The organism is Burkholderia sp. Ac-20353, assembly GCF_017104785.1.
Taxonomy (GTDB): Bacteria; Pseudomonadota; Gammaproteobacteria; order Burkholderiales; family Burkholderiaceae; genus Burkholderia.
The window spans coordinates 22,937-37,788 of record NZ_JAAGPL010000080.1; the positions used below are offsets into that span (position 1 = coordinate 22,937).

Below are 14,852 nucleotides of genomic sequence, written 5' to 3' on the forward strand. Positions count from 1 at the left end.
CGTCCTGCGATCGTTCTGATCGACGGATCGCTCACGCGGATCCTGGATAAAACATATTCGGAATCCGAACGTTAATGGTCGGCGTCGAATCGATGCTGCGATCAGTGCAACGTCCGCCGCCCGAAGACGAACCCGAACGTCACGAACCCGAACGTCACGAACCGCCGCGCGTCGTCAGCGTGCGCAGCGACGACAGGCTGCCTTGCTCGAGCATTTCGCGCACGGTCTCGGCGAACGCCGTCGACGCGACGGTGCGATACGCACCCTTGCGGCGCAGCAGCGCGACGGTCCGCACGGGGAACGGCGGATCGAGCGGCACGTATTGCAGGTCGCGGTGCTCGAATTCGATGGTGCCGGGCAGGATCGTTGCGATCTTGCCGCGGCTCACGATCTTCAGCACCGCACTGATCGAATTCGCCTGCAGCGCGACATTGGGCTGCATGTCGTATGACTGGAAATAGCTGTCGATATAGAAGCGCGACACGAAACTCGTCGTCAGCAGCGCGAGCGGTATCTCGGCGAGCTGGTTCGGCGTGACGGGGTCGCGCTGCGCGGTGAGCGGATGCGTACGGCCGACCACGAGCATCAACCGCTCGGGAAACAGCGCCTCGGCTTCGATTTCATCGGAGCGCACGTCGACGAACCCGAAAGCGAGATCGACCTGGTCGTCGCCGAGCGCGGTTTCCACCGCATCGAGCGACATTTCGGTCATCTCGATCACGATGCCCGGATAGCGCTCGTGGAACTGCTCGATCACCGGCGCGACGAGATATTCGGTGAACGTCGGCGTAAAGCCGACCCGGAGCTGCCCGCGCGACAGATCGTGCACGTCGTGCAGCGCACGTTGCGCGGTGAGCAGGTCGTTGTGCGCGCGGCGCACGTATTCGAGATAGACGCTGCCGAAATCGGTCAGCTGGACTACGCGTCCGCTGCGGTCGAACAGCTGGGCGCCGAGCTCCTCCTCCAGTTGGCGGACTTTCTGCGACAGCGCCGACTGCGACACGCGAAGCGCCTCGGCGGCCCGCGTGAAATTGCGGTGCTCGTCGATCGCGAGCAGGTAGCTGATGTTGCGAAGAAGGGGGCTGCGTTGCGTGAACTTCATGTTGCGCGGGATGAGTCGCTGATCGCGTGGGTCTGGCAGACCGCCATTATGCGCCGGGCGCGCGATGACGATGTCGGATTCGATCATTGCCAGCCGCCTCCGAGCGCCAGGAACGTCGCGACCTGATCGTCGTTCACATCGTGCCGGGCGGCAGCGACGGCGGTCTCGGCGGCGAGCCAGGTGCGCTCGGCGTCGAGCGCGGCGAGCCCGCCGATCTTGCCGCCGCGCCAGAGTGCGTCGGTCTGGTCCAGCACCGCGCGCGCCGCGTCGCGCGAGGCTTCGAGGCGTTGCAGCCGGTCGAGTGCGCCCGCATAGGTGTCGAGCGAGGTCTCGGTTTCGCGCAGCGCAGTGAGCACCGTCGCGTCGAAATGAGCGAGGCTCGCGCGGCTGTCCGCCTGCGCGGCCGCGATGCGGTCTCGAATCGTGCTGCGATGCAGATCCCACGTGACCATCGGGCCGACGGCGAAGCGATTCGTCAGCGGCGTGAAGAAGGCCGCGGCCCCGCCGGTCGAGCCGATGCTCGCGCCAAGCTTGATGTCCGGGTAGAGCGCGGCCGTTTCGACGCCGATCCGCGCGGTCGCCGCGGCGAGCCGGCGCTCGGCCGCGCGCACGTCGGGCCGCCGCTTCAGCAGCGCGCGCCCGTCGCCGGTCGGAATCGGCTGGGTCAGCGCGAGCGGTGCGTGGCACGCGAGCAGTGCACGGTCGTAGTTTTCGGGCGGTTGTCCGGCAAGCGTAGCAAGGCGGAACGCCGCGTTCAGCCGGCGCGCCTGCAGCGGCGCGAGCTGTGCGCGGCTGTTCTCGATTCCGCCTTCCTCGCGCCGCTGTTCGAACGGCGGCGTGCGGCCGTGCGCAATCAACTGGCGGGTGAGCGCGAGGCGCCGCTGCTGCACCGTGATCGAGCGCTGCACGACATCGAGCTGGTTGCCGGCGTTGCACAGGTCCGAATACGCGCGCGTGACTTCCGCGGCAACGTTGACGCGCACGAGATCGCGGGCCGCGACGACAGCCTCGTGGTCGGCGGATGCTGCCTCGATGCCGCGCCGGATCCCGCCGAATAGATCGAGGTCGTAGCTCATCGTGAGGCCGATGTTGTAGATCTCGTGCCGCGGCGGTTCGACGTGCGACAGCACCGATGCCGCTGACTGCTGCGTGTAGTTCGTCGACGCGTCTGCGGCGACGCTCGGCTCGCGCGCCGTGCGCGTGGCCGCGAGCAGCGCGTCGCTGCGCTCGAGATTCGCCTGCGCGGCGCGGAGATCGACGTTGCTGGCGAGCGCCTTCTCGACGAGCCCGTCGAGTACCGGATCGTTGAAGAGCCGCCACCAGCGAGCGGGCAGCGGATCGTTCGTCGCGACCGCTGCGCCGGCGATGAACGCGCCGTTGGCCGCGCGCGCATTGACGAGCGCGTCCGGCGGAACCCGGTAGTCCGGTCCGACCTCCGCGCAGGCGGCGAGCGCGATGCAGAGCGCGGCGGCGACGGTCTTGCGCAGCCTTACCATGGCAGGCTCCTGCGCACCGTGACGTCGCCGGCGCGCGCGTGAATCTCGACGGACGCGGTTTGCCCCGGCACGAGCCGCACGCCCGGCGGAATCGAATCGATGACGACGCGCACCGGGATGCGCTGCGCGAGACGCACCCACGTGAACGCGGGATTCACGTTGGCGAGCTGCGCGTCGCCGCCTGCGCGCTCGCGGTCTTCGACACCACCGGCGATGCTTTGCACATGGCCGCGGATTTCGCTCGCGACACCCATCAGGTAGATGCTCGCGGGATCGCCGACGTGAATGGCCGGCATTTTGGTTTCCTCGAAATAGCCTTCGACACGCAGCGATGCGTCGTTCACGAGCGCCATCGCGCCTTTGCCGGCGTTCAGATAGACGCCGGGCAGCAGGCCGACGTTGGTCACGGTGCCGTCGACCGGCGCCCGCACGAGCGTGCGTTCGAGATTCAGCGCGGCGAGCTCGCGCGCGGAGCGGGCCTGTGCGACGGCCGCACGCAGCTTCTCGACGCGGGTCGTCCCCTGGTCGGTCGATTCCGCTGCCACCACGTCCGGCATCGCGCGATTGCGGCGATCCTCGCGAATCGCTTCGTCGAGTTCGGCCCGCTGGCTCGCGAGATTCGCATCGGCCTGTTCGAGCGCGATCTGGTAGCGCGACGGGTCGATCACCAGCAGCACCTGCCCTTTCGTGACGTTCTGATTGTCGTGCACGCGCACGTCGGTGACGAGGCCGCTGACGTCCGGGGCGATCGGCACGACGTCGGCGCGCACCTTGCCGTCGCGCGTGAGCGGTTCGATCTGGTAGCGGATCCACAGTCCGTAGATCGCGCCGAGAATGGCGACGAGGATCGCGGCCGTCAGCGCGGTGCGCAACAGGGGAATGGTTCGCTTCATGTCAGGAGAGGATCCTGTGTGGGAAATAGGCGTCGGCAAGATGGGCGATACCCCACCAGAGCAGGAAGAACGTCGCCAGCTCGAGCAGCGCGGGTTGCCAGAGGAGCACGCGCAGCGGCAGGCGCAGCAGCGTGTCGCGCAGCAGGAACGTGATGAGCAGCGCGATGGCGGCCCAGATCAGCGCGGACGGCATGTAGATGCCGAAAATGTGGATCTCCTCGATCATCGTGTCGCTCCTTCGACCAGTTGCACATGCGGGAACAGGTTGCAGCGCATGCCGACGAGCGCGAGCAGCGTCGCGTCGTCGCGGCCGGTCGTATTGCGCGCGGCTGCGCCGATCGCGCGATTCAGCGCGCGCAGCAGTGGCGCGGTGGCCGCAATCGGACGGTGTGCGTCGGCTCTCGCGCGAAACAGGTTCGACACTTCCTCGAGCGCCGCCTCGATCGCGTCGCGCGTGTTTGCGTCGCCGTTCTCGAGCCCCTGCCGCACCTGGATGATGTTGCGGCCGATGCGCAGGTCGCTCAGGCCGTCGACCGCATGCAGCGCATCGCCGGGATGCGCGAAGGCCATCCGCGCCGCGACCTGGCCGAGACGGTCGACCGCGCGCGCGGTCCACGTGGGTGCATCGAGCGGCCGATGCGGATCGGCCATCTGCGCGAGATCGGCCCAGTTCTGACGGACGATCCGGTAGGCGGTCCAGCGCGTGCTCGCGGAGCGGAAGAGTTTGGTCACGACGAGCGTCGTGACGATGCCGCCGACCTGCGCAAGCCCGGTATTGAGGAACAGCGCGAAATCGGCCTGGAAACGATCGAGAAAACCCATGGCGACGATAAAGCAGGAGAACATCGGAAGCGCGCGTGCGGTTCGCGCGGGATCGGCCTGGATGTAGCCCATCCAGACGAAGGCTGGTGCGAGCGTCAGGATCAGCATCCCGGCGCCGTCGACACGCGGCAGGATCACGAACAGGTACAGCGCGGCCAGCGGGAAGGTCGTGAGCGTCGCGACCAGGTATCGGCCGATCGCCGGCGCGGGATCGTCCTGCGCCGCGAACGAGCAGGTAACGAGCGCCGCGAACGCGGCGGTCGCCGAGCCGTTCGGCCACGCGAGCAGGATCCACACCGCGCAATAGAGGATGATCGCGGTCGTCGTCGCGGCGCCGGCGAGCAGCGCGAGGCCGTGATCCCGCGCGAGCCGGAATCGGCGCGCGCCGTCGACGGCCTGCAGGTGGCGCGCGAGTTCGGCGTCGCTTTCGGCGAAAGTGCGCACGAGGCCGCGTGCGGCATGCAACGTGTCGATGAAATCGGCCGTGCGGTCGAACAGGCTCGCGGCCAGCAGCGACGTCCAGGTCGGGTCTTGCAGGTGCTTCGCCGCGAGTGCGCGACAGCGGGAGGCAAGGTCGTCGTCGAGCGCTTCGCCGACTTCCTGCGACGCGTTCAGGTCGCCGATCAGCGAATCGACCAAGGCCGACGTTTCCGCGTCGACCGCATTCAGCGAGCGCAGCTGGTCGAGCCGGTTGGCGGCGGCCGACGCGATCGACAGCAACGCCGCAAGGCGATGCTGCAGCGCTGTCACGGTATCGCGCGTCGCGAGCGCGAAGCGCTGGTCGAACGGCAGGTTGGTCGCGATCATGCCGAGCTCGGTGACGTCGGCCGCGAGCTTGCGGCGATGTTCGTGCTCGAGGCGCGTGTGATGCGTGCCGAACGCTTCGGCGGTCCAGCGGCATGCATCGTCGAGAAAGGACAGCGCGCGTTCGTGGATCACCGGCCGGATGTTGGCGGGCTTCAGGACCATGTGCGTGATCGTCACGCAGAGGATCGCGACCGTCATTTCCTCGACGCGGGAGATCGCGGTGATGAAGATGTTCGTCGGGTCGTCGAGATAGGGAAAACAGATGACCGCCGAACTGAACGCTGCCATCTGGAACAGGAACGCGCGCGGCGTGCGGTCGAGCACCGCGAGATAGATGCAGAACCCGATCCAGAGCGCGACGCACAGCACCAGCAGCACCGGCGAATTCTGCAGGTTGGGCGCGACGACGATCGTCACCGCCGCACCCGCGGCAATGCCCGCGAGGCGATAGATCACCTTCGGACGAAACGCGCCGGCCATCGGCTGCGCGGTCACGTACACGGTCAGCAGTGCCCACCACGGGCGCGGGAAGCTGAACGTGAACGAGATCAGCAGCACCAGCGCGGCTGCAATGAAAGTGCTGATCGAGAACAGCAGCTTTCTTGGATCAATGGATAAGGGATCGCGCGACCGAAGCGGCGCGACGGAGGCTTGCGACACGTCAGATTCCTTTCGAGGGTCGGGCGGTGGCGGTGGTGCGGTGATCGCGCAGTGGCGTCAAAGGAGGCGCGCCGTGCTTCGTGCTGCGCTTCGCCGGTTTGCGGCATGCGCCGCAGCGGAGGGAGGTCGGTCGTGTGGCAAAAAGGTCCCACACGCAACATGCGGTTCTTGCTGGCATTTCAAGCACGAGTGCGCGCCTTTTCCTTTTTATTCAAGAGCATGGCCACGCACATCGGGTTACAGCGGGCGCCACGAAAACTCAGGTATGAAGGATCAGGGTTTCATTCGATTGCGATGGCCGAGATTGTGCTCGCCGCGGCGCGCGGCGTCCAAGTCGGATTTCCGACCGGGGCGATCGGTTTTGCTTATAGAACGCAAGAATCTTCCGATTCGCGCCGCGATTTCGCGCCGAAATATCGCACCACCCGAAATAACATTTTGTCTCGATCAGATCCCGCAGCGTTGCCGGATCCGCGTTGTAACCATGGAGACAATCGATGAACATCCCCGCACCGTCATCCCCTTCACTGCAACTGGATGGGGCGCTTCTGCTCGCGCAATTGCGCGCGCTCGGCGAGGTGGGCGCCGATCCCGATGCGGGCGGACGCACGCGCATCGCGCTCACTGACGACGAGCGCGCGGGGCGCGACCTCGTCGTCGAATGGATGCGCGAACTGGATCTCGAGATCCGCATCGACCGCATCGGCAACATCTTCGGCACGCTGCGGGCCGAATCGGACGACGGCAGCCAGCGTCCGCTGATGATGGGTTCGCATATCGATACCGTGAAGAATGCCGGCGCGCTCGACGGCTGCTATGGCGTGCTGGCCGGCCTCGCGGTCGTGCGCGCGTTCCGTCGCGCGGGCATCCGGCCGCAGCGCTCGATCACGATCGGCGCGTTCACCAACGAGGAAGGCATTCGCTACCAGCCCGACATGATGGGGTCGCTCGTCCATGCGGGCGGCCTGGCCGTCGAGACTGCGCTGGACACGATCGGCATCGACGGCACGCGGCTCGGCGACGAAATCGCCCGCATCGGCTACGCGGGCGACCTCGAGCCCGGCGCGATCGTGCCGCATGAATATCTGGAACTGCATATCGAACAAGGGCCGATCCTCGAAGCGGAAGGCATCCGTATCGGTGTGGTCGAGAACCTGCAGGGCATTTCGTGGCAGCGGATCACCGTGCAAGGGAATGCCAACCACGCGGGCACGACGCCGACCCATCTGCGTCACGATGCGGGCTGGGTCGCTGCCGCGGTCGCGGTGTTCGTGCGCGAACTCGCGGTTGCGACCGGCACGACGCTCGCGACGATCGGCATGCTGCGCATCGAGCCGAACGTGATCAACGTGATCCCGCGCAAAGCGGTGTTCACGGTCGATCTGCGCGATCCGGACGAATCCCGGCTGCAGCACGCGGAACGGCGCCTCGCCGAATTCCTCGCGCAGGTGGCGGAACAGGAGGGCGTGACGATCACGACGGAGCGCCTCGTCCGTTTCGAGCCGGTGATCTTCGACGCGGGCCTCGCCGATGCAATCGAAGCGTCGGCCGCGCGCATGGGCTTCTCGCATCGCAGGATGACGTCCGGCGCCGGACACGACGCGCAGATGATCGCGCGCATCGCGCCGGCCGCGATGATCTTCGTGCCGAGCCGCGGCGGGATCAGCCACAACCCGCGCGAACACACGGACGACGAACAGCTCGTCGACGGCGCGAACGTGCTGCTGGACGTCGTGCTCACGCGGCTCGCCGCGCGTTGATCAAATAGCGCGGTTTCGAACCATCCCCTTAACTCATTGTTGGAGTCCTACGGCCATGCTGGCAGCCAATCCACGCGCAACGCGCATCCCGTATCCTGAAGAACTGAAAGGCATCCTGAATATCGAGCGCGCGCAGGAAAGCCGCGCGTGGCTTTCCTGCTGGGACAAGATCGCGCCGGACGCGACACCGCTGCATGAACTGCCCGGGCTGGCGGCCGGCCTCGGTATCGGCAGCCTCTGCGTGAAGGACGAGTCGGCCCGCTCGGTGCTGGGCAGCTTCAAGGCGCTGGGCGCGCCGATTGCGCTCGTGCGCCTGATCCTGCGCTTGTGGCCCGGCCACGATCTCGATCCGCGCGCGCTGTTCGAAGGGCGCTATCGCGAGCTGCTGACGCACTTCACGGTGATCAGCGCGACGGACGGCAATCACGGCAAAGGGCTCGCGGCCGCCGCGCAGACGCTCGGCTGCCGCTGCGTGATCGTGCTGCATGCGAACGTGAGCGTCGAGCGGGAACAGGCGATTGCCGCGTATGGCGCGGAGATCGTCCGGATCGCCGGCAACTACGACGAGTCGGTCGACGAGGCCGCGACGCTCGCCGCCGCGAACGGCTGGCATGTCGTGTCGGATACGTCGTACGACGGTTACGAGGAGATTCCGCGCGACGTGATGCAAGGCTACGGCACGATTGCCGCGGAACTCGTCGAGCAGAGCGGCAGCCAGCCCGATCGGCCGGCCTTTACGCACGTGTTCCTGCAGGGCGGCGTCGGTGGACTCGCGGCGGGGCTCGTCAGCTATCTGTGGGAGTTCCACGGCGCGCATCGGCCGCGATTCGTCGTCGTCGAGCCGCAGCAGGCCGATTGCCTGTATCAGAGCGCGCTGGCCGGCCATGCTTCGCGCGCGACGGGATCGGTCGACTCCGTGATGGCCGGTCTGGCGTGCGGCGAGACGTCGCCGCTTGCGTGGCGATTCCTGCAGCCGGGCGTCGACGATTTCATGACGATCAGCGACGACGATGCGATAGACGCGATGCGCGTGCTGGCGGTGGGGCGTGACGGCGATACGCCGATCGTCGCCGGCGAATCGGGCGTCGCAGGGCTGGCCGGTCTCACGGTGTTGATGAGGAATCCGGAGCTGGCCGCGAAGGTCGGGCTCGACCGCGCGTCCCGCGTGCTGCTGATCAACACCGAAGGCGCGACCGCGCCGGCCACCTATCGCGAACTGGTCGGCGAGACCGCGGAAGCCGTGCTCGCCCGCCAGGCGGCGTGGCGCGAGCGTGCGATCGCCTGAGCGATGCAGCAGCGTCGTCATGAAGTGGCAAGCACGATGACGACACCCACCTAATCAGAACAATGACGAAAGCGGCTGCAGCGGCGAGCCTGATCGCCGCGCGCCGCTCTCCTGGAGACAGACATGAAGGAACCCGTCAACCGGAGCATCGGCCCCGTGTCGCTGCTCTTTACCGGACTCGGGTCGATCATCGGCTCGGGCTGGCTGTTCGGCGCATGGCATGCGTCGAAGATCGCGGGGCCGGCGGCGATCGTCGCGTGGATCATCGGCGCCGTCGTCGTGCTCGCGATCGCGCTGGCTTATGCGGAACTGGGCACGACGTTTCCCGAATCGGGCGGCATGGTCCGCTACGCGCGCTATTCGCACGGCGCGCTGGTCGGCTTCATCGCCGCATGGGCGAACTGGATCTCGATCGTTTCGGTGATCCCGATCGAGGCGATCGCGTCGGTTCAGTACATGGCGTCCTGGCCGTATCCGTGGGCGCGTGCGCTGATGGTCGGCGAGGATCTGACGACACATGGGCTGTTCGCGAGCGCGGCGCTGGTCGTCGTGTACTTCATGCTGAACTACTGGGGCGTGAAGCTGTTCGTGAAGACCAACACGGCCATCACGGTGTTCAAGTTCCTGGTGCCGGGCGCGACGATCGCGGGTCTCATCTGGAGCGGGTTTCATCAGCAGAACTTCGCGCTCGGCAGCGGCGCGCAATTTGCGCCATACGGGTGGACGTCGATCCTGACGGCCGTGGCGACGAGCGGGATCGTCTTCAGCTTTAATGGCTTCCAGAGCCCGGTCAGCCTCGCGGGCGAAGCGCGTAACCCGTCGCGCAGCATCCCGTTTGCGCTCGTCGGCTCGATCCTGCTTGCGCTGGTGATCTATGTGCTGCTGCAGGTCGCGTTCATCGGCGCGGTGAACCCGTCGAGCATCGCGGCCGGCTGGCACGGGCTGAACTTTTCATCGCCGTTCGCCGAGCTCGCGATCGCCGTGAATCTCAACTGGCTCGCGATGCTGCTGTATGTCGATGCATTCGTCAGTCCGTCGGGAACCGGCGCGATCTACACGGCGACGACCGCGCGGATGATCTATGCGATGGAGCGCAACGGCACGATGCCGCGCGTGTTCGGCACCCTTCATCCGCTGTATCGCGTGCCGCGGGCGGCGATGTGGTTCAACCTCGGTGTGTCGTTCGTCTTCATGTTCTTCTTTCGAGGCTGGGGCACGCTCGCCGCGGTGATCTCGGTCGCGACCGTCATTTCGTTCCTGACCGGGCCGGTCAGCGTGATGGCGCTGCGCACGCACGCGGGCGACCTGCCGAGGCCGCTGCGCATTCCCGGCATGTCCGTGGTGGCCCCGTTCGCGTTCGTCTGCGCGTCGCTGGTGCTCTACTGGGCGTGCTGGCCGCTGACCGGCCAGATCATCCTGCTGATCGTCGCGGCGCTGCCGATCTATCTGTATTACCAATCGAAGGCCGGGTGGAGCCGTTTTCGAACGGAGCTGCGATCGGCATGGTGGATGCTCGCGTACCTGCCCGCGATGGCGCTGCTGTCGCGGATCGGCGGGCGAGAATTCGGCGGCTACGGAATCATTCCCGACGGGTGGGACCTGGTTGCGGTCGCGGCGGTGGCGCTGATGTTCTACCGCTGGGGTGTCGCGAGCGGGCAGCGCACCGTCTATCTGAACGAACGTGTGTCGGCGGAGCATGCCGACGGCGAAGCGGACGCGCATGTTGCCGTCCACGCGGAACGGGTTGGCTGACATGACTCCCCGCGTCGCCGCCGATCTGCGGCACCGGCGGCGACCGCCGTGATGTCATGCCGCCGGAGCGACAGGAATGTCCAGTCCGGCCTTGACGCGACTCATGCAGACGAGCGTCTTGAAGCGCTTCACGTTGTTGTTCGCGAAGAACAGCTGGCGCGTCAGGTCGGTGTACTCGTCCATGTGCCGGACCGAGAAGATCAGCACGAAGTCCCACTCGCCGGCGACGTAATAACACTGCTGGATCTGCGGGCACGCTTCGAACGTGCGTTTCATTGCGTCGAGCAGATCGATCTGCTCGCTTTCGACTTCGATCGTGCTGACGATCGTCAGCGGGTAGCCGACCTTCTCGGGCGCGAGGATCGCCGTATAGCGATCGATGACACCGTCGTCCGCGAGGCGCCGCAGCCGGCGGTTGACCGCGGCAGGCGACAGGTTGACGCGCGCCGCCAGCTCGCTTTGCGGCGTGTGCGCGTCCCGCTGGATTTCCGTCAGCAGCTTCAGGTCGAAATTGTCGAGCGTGGTCGTCATGGGGCGGGAAATGTGTGTCGGGGTGCGTGTCGGGATGAAATTTCCTTGCAATAACGGCCGCAAGATTGCGCCGATATTCAAGGCTGCTTGAAATATTATTTTGATGGAAGGCGCCCGGTCAATGAGCATGCGTGCGGATCGCTCCGCTGCGTTCGCTGTCGCCGGGGCCGCCGGCAACGCCGGCCTTACAAGGACATGTCGAGCATGGAAAACACGCTGCAATCGAAGCTGAAGCACTGGCGCCATCACTTTCACCGCAATCCCGAGACCGGATTCGAGGAGGTGGCCACGTCGGATTACGTCGCGAGCGTCCTCGAGGGTTTCGGCCTCGAGGTTCATCGCGGCATCGGCGGCACCGGCGTCGTCGCGAGCCTGACCTGCGGCGACGGGCCGCGAACGATCGGCCTGCGTGCCGACATGGACGCGCTGAACATCGTCGAGAACGCGCCGGATCGCGCGTATGCATCGTGCACGCACGGGAAGATGCATGCTTGCGGGCATGACGGTCACATGGCGATGGTGCTCGGCGCCGCGCGGCTGCTGTCGGAGCAGCGAGATTTCGACGGCACGGTGCGGTTCATCTTCCAGCCCGCGGAGGAACACGGCCGCGGCGCGAAGGCGATGATCAGGGACGGCCTGTTCGAGCGCTTCCCGGTGGACGCGATCTTCGGCGCGCACAACATGCCGGGCATGCCGGCCGGCTCGTTCTCGACGCGGCCGGGCGGCATCATGGCAAGCGAGGACAACTTCGTGATCCATATCAAGGCGCGCGGCACGCATGCCGCACGTCCGCATATGGGTGTCGATCCGATCGTGATTGCCGCGCAGATCGTGCTGGGCCTGCAGACGATCATCTCGCGCAATCTCGATCCAGGCCTGCCGGCCGTGATTTCGTGCACGGAGATCCTCACCGACGGGCTGCGCAACGTGATTCCGTCGAACGTGACGATCAAGGGCGACACGCGGAGCTACTCGCCCGACGTGCAGCAACTGCTCGAGACGCGCATGCGCGACGTGAGCGAAGGGATCTGCCGGATGCACGGCGTCGAATGCGATTTCGCGTACACGCACGAGTTCGCGCCGACCGTGAACTCGCCGGAGTACGTCGATGTTGCGGTGGCGGCGGCGACGAACATCATGGGCGCGCACCATGTCGACGCGAACGTGCAGCCGATGATGATCTCGGAGGACTTCGGCGCATTCCTGCAGGTCGTGCCCGGCAATTTCATCTTCATCGGCAACGGCGATGCGCGGGAAAAAGGTGGCGTGCCGCTGCACAACGCGACGTACGACTTCAACGATGACATCCTGCCGATCGGCGCGCGCTATTTCGCGGAGGTGGCGCGGCTCGCGCTGGCGGCGCGGTGATGGGGCGCAGGCTCGCGGGCCTCAATCGCGCGCGAGCGGCGCGACTTCCCGCTCGAGCCGCCCCAGCCTTACAACGGTGACGCCGGGCCGCAACTGCCGCAGCGACGGCATCACGAGCACGCAGTCCGGATACGGCGTCACGACGGGGACGTCGTTCGACCAGCCGATCACGGTGCCGGCTTCCGCGAAGTGTTCGAGGCCCGTGTAGTCGCCGGCGAAGCGGAACGCGTAGCTCGTCGCGACGACCGGTTCCGTCACCTGCACGACGCGCATCGTGTCCGGCAATGGCAGAAACCAGTCCGCCGGCAGATCGGCCGTGTCGACGACACCTGACGCGACGAGGAACCGCGCCGTGCAGTCGCGCGCAACATCGACCGCGCGCGCCTCCCAGTGTTGCCCGCATTCGACGAGAATCGCGCATTTCGGGCTGTCCGGATCGCCAAACGCCGCATAATCGCGCATCCGTGTGCCTTCCGGGTGCCCGGCATCGCGGATCACCGTGGCCGGTGCGCCGACCCGGCGCGCGAGTTCGACACCCTTGTCGAGCGGCCCCGCGACGATCAGCGGCGCGCTGCGCTCGTGCATCGAGTGCAGGTCGAGCAGCGAGTCCGCGGCGTCGACGAACGGCCGCAGCGCGCGGGCGCGATCGAGTTCGGCCGAGCGGACCGACAGGTCGTCGAGCACCGCAGGTGTCCACACGCGGTTGAAGTCCTGGTCGACGAAGCGTGCCGCGTCCGGCTGCGCGGGATCGAAGCGTACGTAGCCCGCGACGTTCGCGAACGACAGCGTCAGCGTGCCGCGCCGCGGCCGCACGCCGAGCGCGAGCAGCGCATCGACGACAATCGCGCCGCACACCTCGTTGCCGTGCGTGAGCGCGTTGACCATCACGTTCGGGCCCGGCACGCCGGACGCGAAGCGGTACACGTAGTCGACGCCCGTATTGCCCGCGCGGTGCGCAGCGAGGTCGGGAAACGCGACTTCGATCGGATAGGGGACGAAGGCGGAAGCGGATGCGGTCATGGTGGCGTGTGTCGAAAGGGTGTCGGAGCAGGGCGGCACGAACGGGCTCAGTCGAGCCCGCCCTGGCACAGGTACTTGATCGACAGGTAGTCGTCGAGGCCGTAGCGCGAGCCTTCGCGGCCGTAGCCCGATTCCTTCACGCCGCCGAACGGCGCGGCTTCGCTCGCGAGCGCGCCTTCGTTGATGCCGACGATGCCCGTCTCGAGCCGCGCTGACACGCGTACGATTCGCCGCGCGTCCTGCGTGTAGAAATACGCGGCGAGCCCGAACGGCGTGTCGTTCGCGGTGTCGACCGCGTCGTCCTCTGTCGCGAACGGGAACAGCGCGACGACCGGCCCGAAAGTCTCCTCGCCGCACAACTGCATGCCGGGCGCGGCGTCGGCGAGCACGGTCGGCGCGTAGTAGTGCGGGCCGAGCGCAGGCAGGCGTGTGCCGCCCGTCAGCACGCGCGCGCCGCGCGATACCGCGTCGTCGACGTGGCGCGCGATCTTGTCGACCGCGCGCGCGTTGATCATCGGGCCGATCTGCGCGGCGGGATCGGTGGCCGGCGCGACCTTCAACGCGCCGACCCGCTCGGCCACGCGTGCGGCGAACGCGTCGTACACGCGCTGCTGCACGAACACGCGGTTCGGGCACACGCAGGTCTGTCCGCCGTTACGGAACTTGGCGGCCATCAGCCCGTCGACGGCCGCGTCGAGGTCGGCGTCGTCGAACACGATGAACGGCGCGTTGCCGCCGAGCTCGAGCGACAGCTTCTTCAATGTCGCCGCCGATTCGCGCGCAAGCAGCTTGCCGACCGGTGTCGAGCCGGTGAACGTGATCTTGCGCACGCGGCCGTCGGCGAGCCAGTCGGCGACCGCGTCGGCGCCGCGCTCGCGCGACGCCGCGATCATGTTGAGCACGCCGGGCGGCACGCCTGCTTCGTGCGCGAGAAACGCGAGCGCGAGCGCGGTGAGCGGGGTGTCCTCGGCCGGCTTCGCGACGACCGTGCAGCCCGCCGCGAGCGCCGGCGCAATCTTGCGCGCGATCATCGCGAGCGGAAAATTCCACGGCGTGATCGCGGCGACGATGCCGATCGGCTCCTTGACCGCGCTCATCCGCTTGCCGCGCTGCTGCTGAGGAATGAGGTCGCCGTACGCGCGAGTCGCTTCCTCGGCGAACCACAGCACGTACGACGCACCGTATGCGACTTCGCCGCGCGCTTCCGCGAGCGGCTTGCCTTGCTCGCGCGACATCAGCCGCGCGAGATCCTCGGTGTGCGCGACGATCGCCGCATGCCAGTTGCGCAGGATCGTCGCGCGCTCGCGGGCCGTCGTCGCGCGCCACGCGGGCAGCGCGCGGGCCGCCGCGTCGGTC

Annotated in this window: 13 protein-coding genes; 5 read left to right on the forward strand and 8 right to left on the reverse strand. The window is 67.2% G+C overall.

The features are described 5' to 3' along the window. Window positions 1-154: 154 nt before the first annotated feature. Genes cynR through G3N94_RS22260 form a run of 5 tightly spaced genes read right to left on the reverse strand, consistent with a single transcriptional unit; the run spans window position 155 to window position 5,780 of the window. Window positions 155-1,195, reverse strand: a complete 1,041-nt coding sequence (gene cynR / locus G3N94_RS22240) for a transcriptional regulator CynR (RefSeq protein WP_205794735.1) — start codon at window positions 1,193-1,195, stop codon at window positions 155-157. Beyond that, the gene (locus tag G3N94_RS22245) at window positions 1,186-2,598 is read right to left on the reverse strand and encodes a TolC family protein (protein ID WP_205794720.1); all 1,413 of its coding nucleotides are present in this window, start codon (window positions 2,596-2,598) and stop codon (window positions 1,186-1,188) included. The genes cynR and G3N94_RS22245 overlap by 10 nt, the downstream gene beginning before the upstream one ends. Next, complete coding sequence (locus G3N94_RS22250) at window positions 2,592-3,491, reverse strand: efflux RND transporter periplasmic adaptor subunit (protein ID WP_205794721.1); 900 nt, start codon at window positions 3,489-3,491, stop codon at window positions 2,592-2,594. The genes G3N94_RS22245 and G3N94_RS22250 overlap by 7 nt, the downstream gene beginning before the upstream one ends. 1 nt (window position 3,492) lies before the next feature. Next, window positions 3,493-3,717 (reverse strand): DUF1656 domain-containing protein, encoded by a 225-nt coding sequence (locus G3N94_RS22255; RefSeq protein ID WP_205794722.1) that lies wholly within the window; start codon window positions 3,715-3,717, stop codon window positions 3,493-3,495. Then, the gene (locus G3N94_RS22260; protein ID WP_205794723.1) at window positions 3,714-5,780 is read right to left on the reverse strand and encodes an FUSC family protein; all 2,067 of its coding nucleotides are present in this window, start codon (window positions 5,778-5,780) and stop codon (window positions 3,714-3,716) included. Before G3N94_RS22260 ends, G3N94_RS22255 begins: the two co-directional genes overlap by 4 nt. Before the next feature lie 132 nt (window positions 5,781-5,912). Between G3N94_RS22260 and G3N94_RS22265 the strand changes: the two genes are divergently transcribed. The 4 genes from G3N94_RS22265 to G3N94_RS22280 all read left to right on the forward strand — a co-directional run bounded on the left by G3N94_RS22265 (window position 5,913) and on the right by G3N94_RS22280 (window position 10,577). Next, window positions 5,913-6,281, forward strand: a complete 369-nt coding sequence (locus G3N94_RS22265; RefSeq protein WP_205794724.1) for a hypothetical protein — start codon at window positions 5,913-5,915, stop codon at window positions 6,279-6,281. Next, on the forward strand, window positions 6,278-7,540 hold the full coding sequence (locus tag G3N94_RS22270; protein WP_205794725.1) for a Zn-dependent hydrolase: 1,263 nt from the start codon (window positions 6,278-6,280) through the stop codon (window positions 7,538-7,540). The genes G3N94_RS22265 and G3N94_RS22270 overlap by 4 nt, the downstream gene beginning before the upstream one ends. A gap of 55 nt (window positions 7,541-7,595) precedes the next feature. Next, complete coding sequence (locus G3N94_RS22275) at window positions 7,596-8,825, forward strand: diaminopropionate ammonia-lyase (RefSeq protein WP_205794726.1); 1,230 nt, start codon at window positions 7,596-7,598, stop codon at window positions 8,823-8,825. Between the two features lie 123 nt (window positions 8,826-8,948). Further along, window positions 8,949-10,577: an APC family permease gene (locus G3N94_RS22280; RefSeq protein WP_205794727.1), complete on the forward strand. Its 1,629-nt coding sequence runs from the start codon at window positions 8,949-8,951 to the stop codon at window positions 10,575-10,577. Window positions 10,578-10,631: 54 nt separating this feature from the next. Here G3N94_RS22280 and G3N94_RS22285 read toward each other — a convergent pair whose 3' ends face one another. Beyond that, window positions 10,632-11,108, reverse strand: a complete 477-nt coding sequence (locus G3N94_RS22285) for an Lrp/AsnC family transcriptional regulator (protein ID WP_205794728.1) — start codon at window positions 11,106-11,108, stop codon at window positions 10,632-10,634. A gap of 204 nt (window positions 11,109-11,312) precedes the next feature. Between G3N94_RS22285 and G3N94_RS22290 the strand changes: the two genes are divergently transcribed. Beyond that, complete coding sequence (locus G3N94_RS22290; RefSeq protein WP_205794729.1) at window positions 11,313-12,476, forward strand: M20 aminoacylase family protein; 1,164 nt, start codon at window positions 11,313-11,315, stop codon at window positions 12,474-12,476. A gap of 21 nt (window positions 12,477-12,497) precedes the next feature. Here G3N94_RS22290 and G3N94_RS22295 read toward each other — a convergent pair whose 3' ends face one another. Beyond that, the gene (locus tag G3N94_RS22295; RefSeq protein WP_205794730.1) at window positions 12,498-13,496 is read right to left on the reverse strand and encodes a M14 family metallopeptidase; all 999 of its coding nucleotides are present in this window, start codon (window positions 13,494-13,496) and stop codon (window positions 12,498-12,500) included. Window positions 13,497-13,543: 47 nt separating this feature from the next. Continuing rightward, window positions 13,544-14,852, reverse strand: a 1,309-nt coding sequence (locus G3N94_RS22300; RefSeq protein WP_205794731.1) for an NAD-dependent succinate-semialdehyde dehydrogenase, incomplete at its 5' end; no start/stop codon positions are given.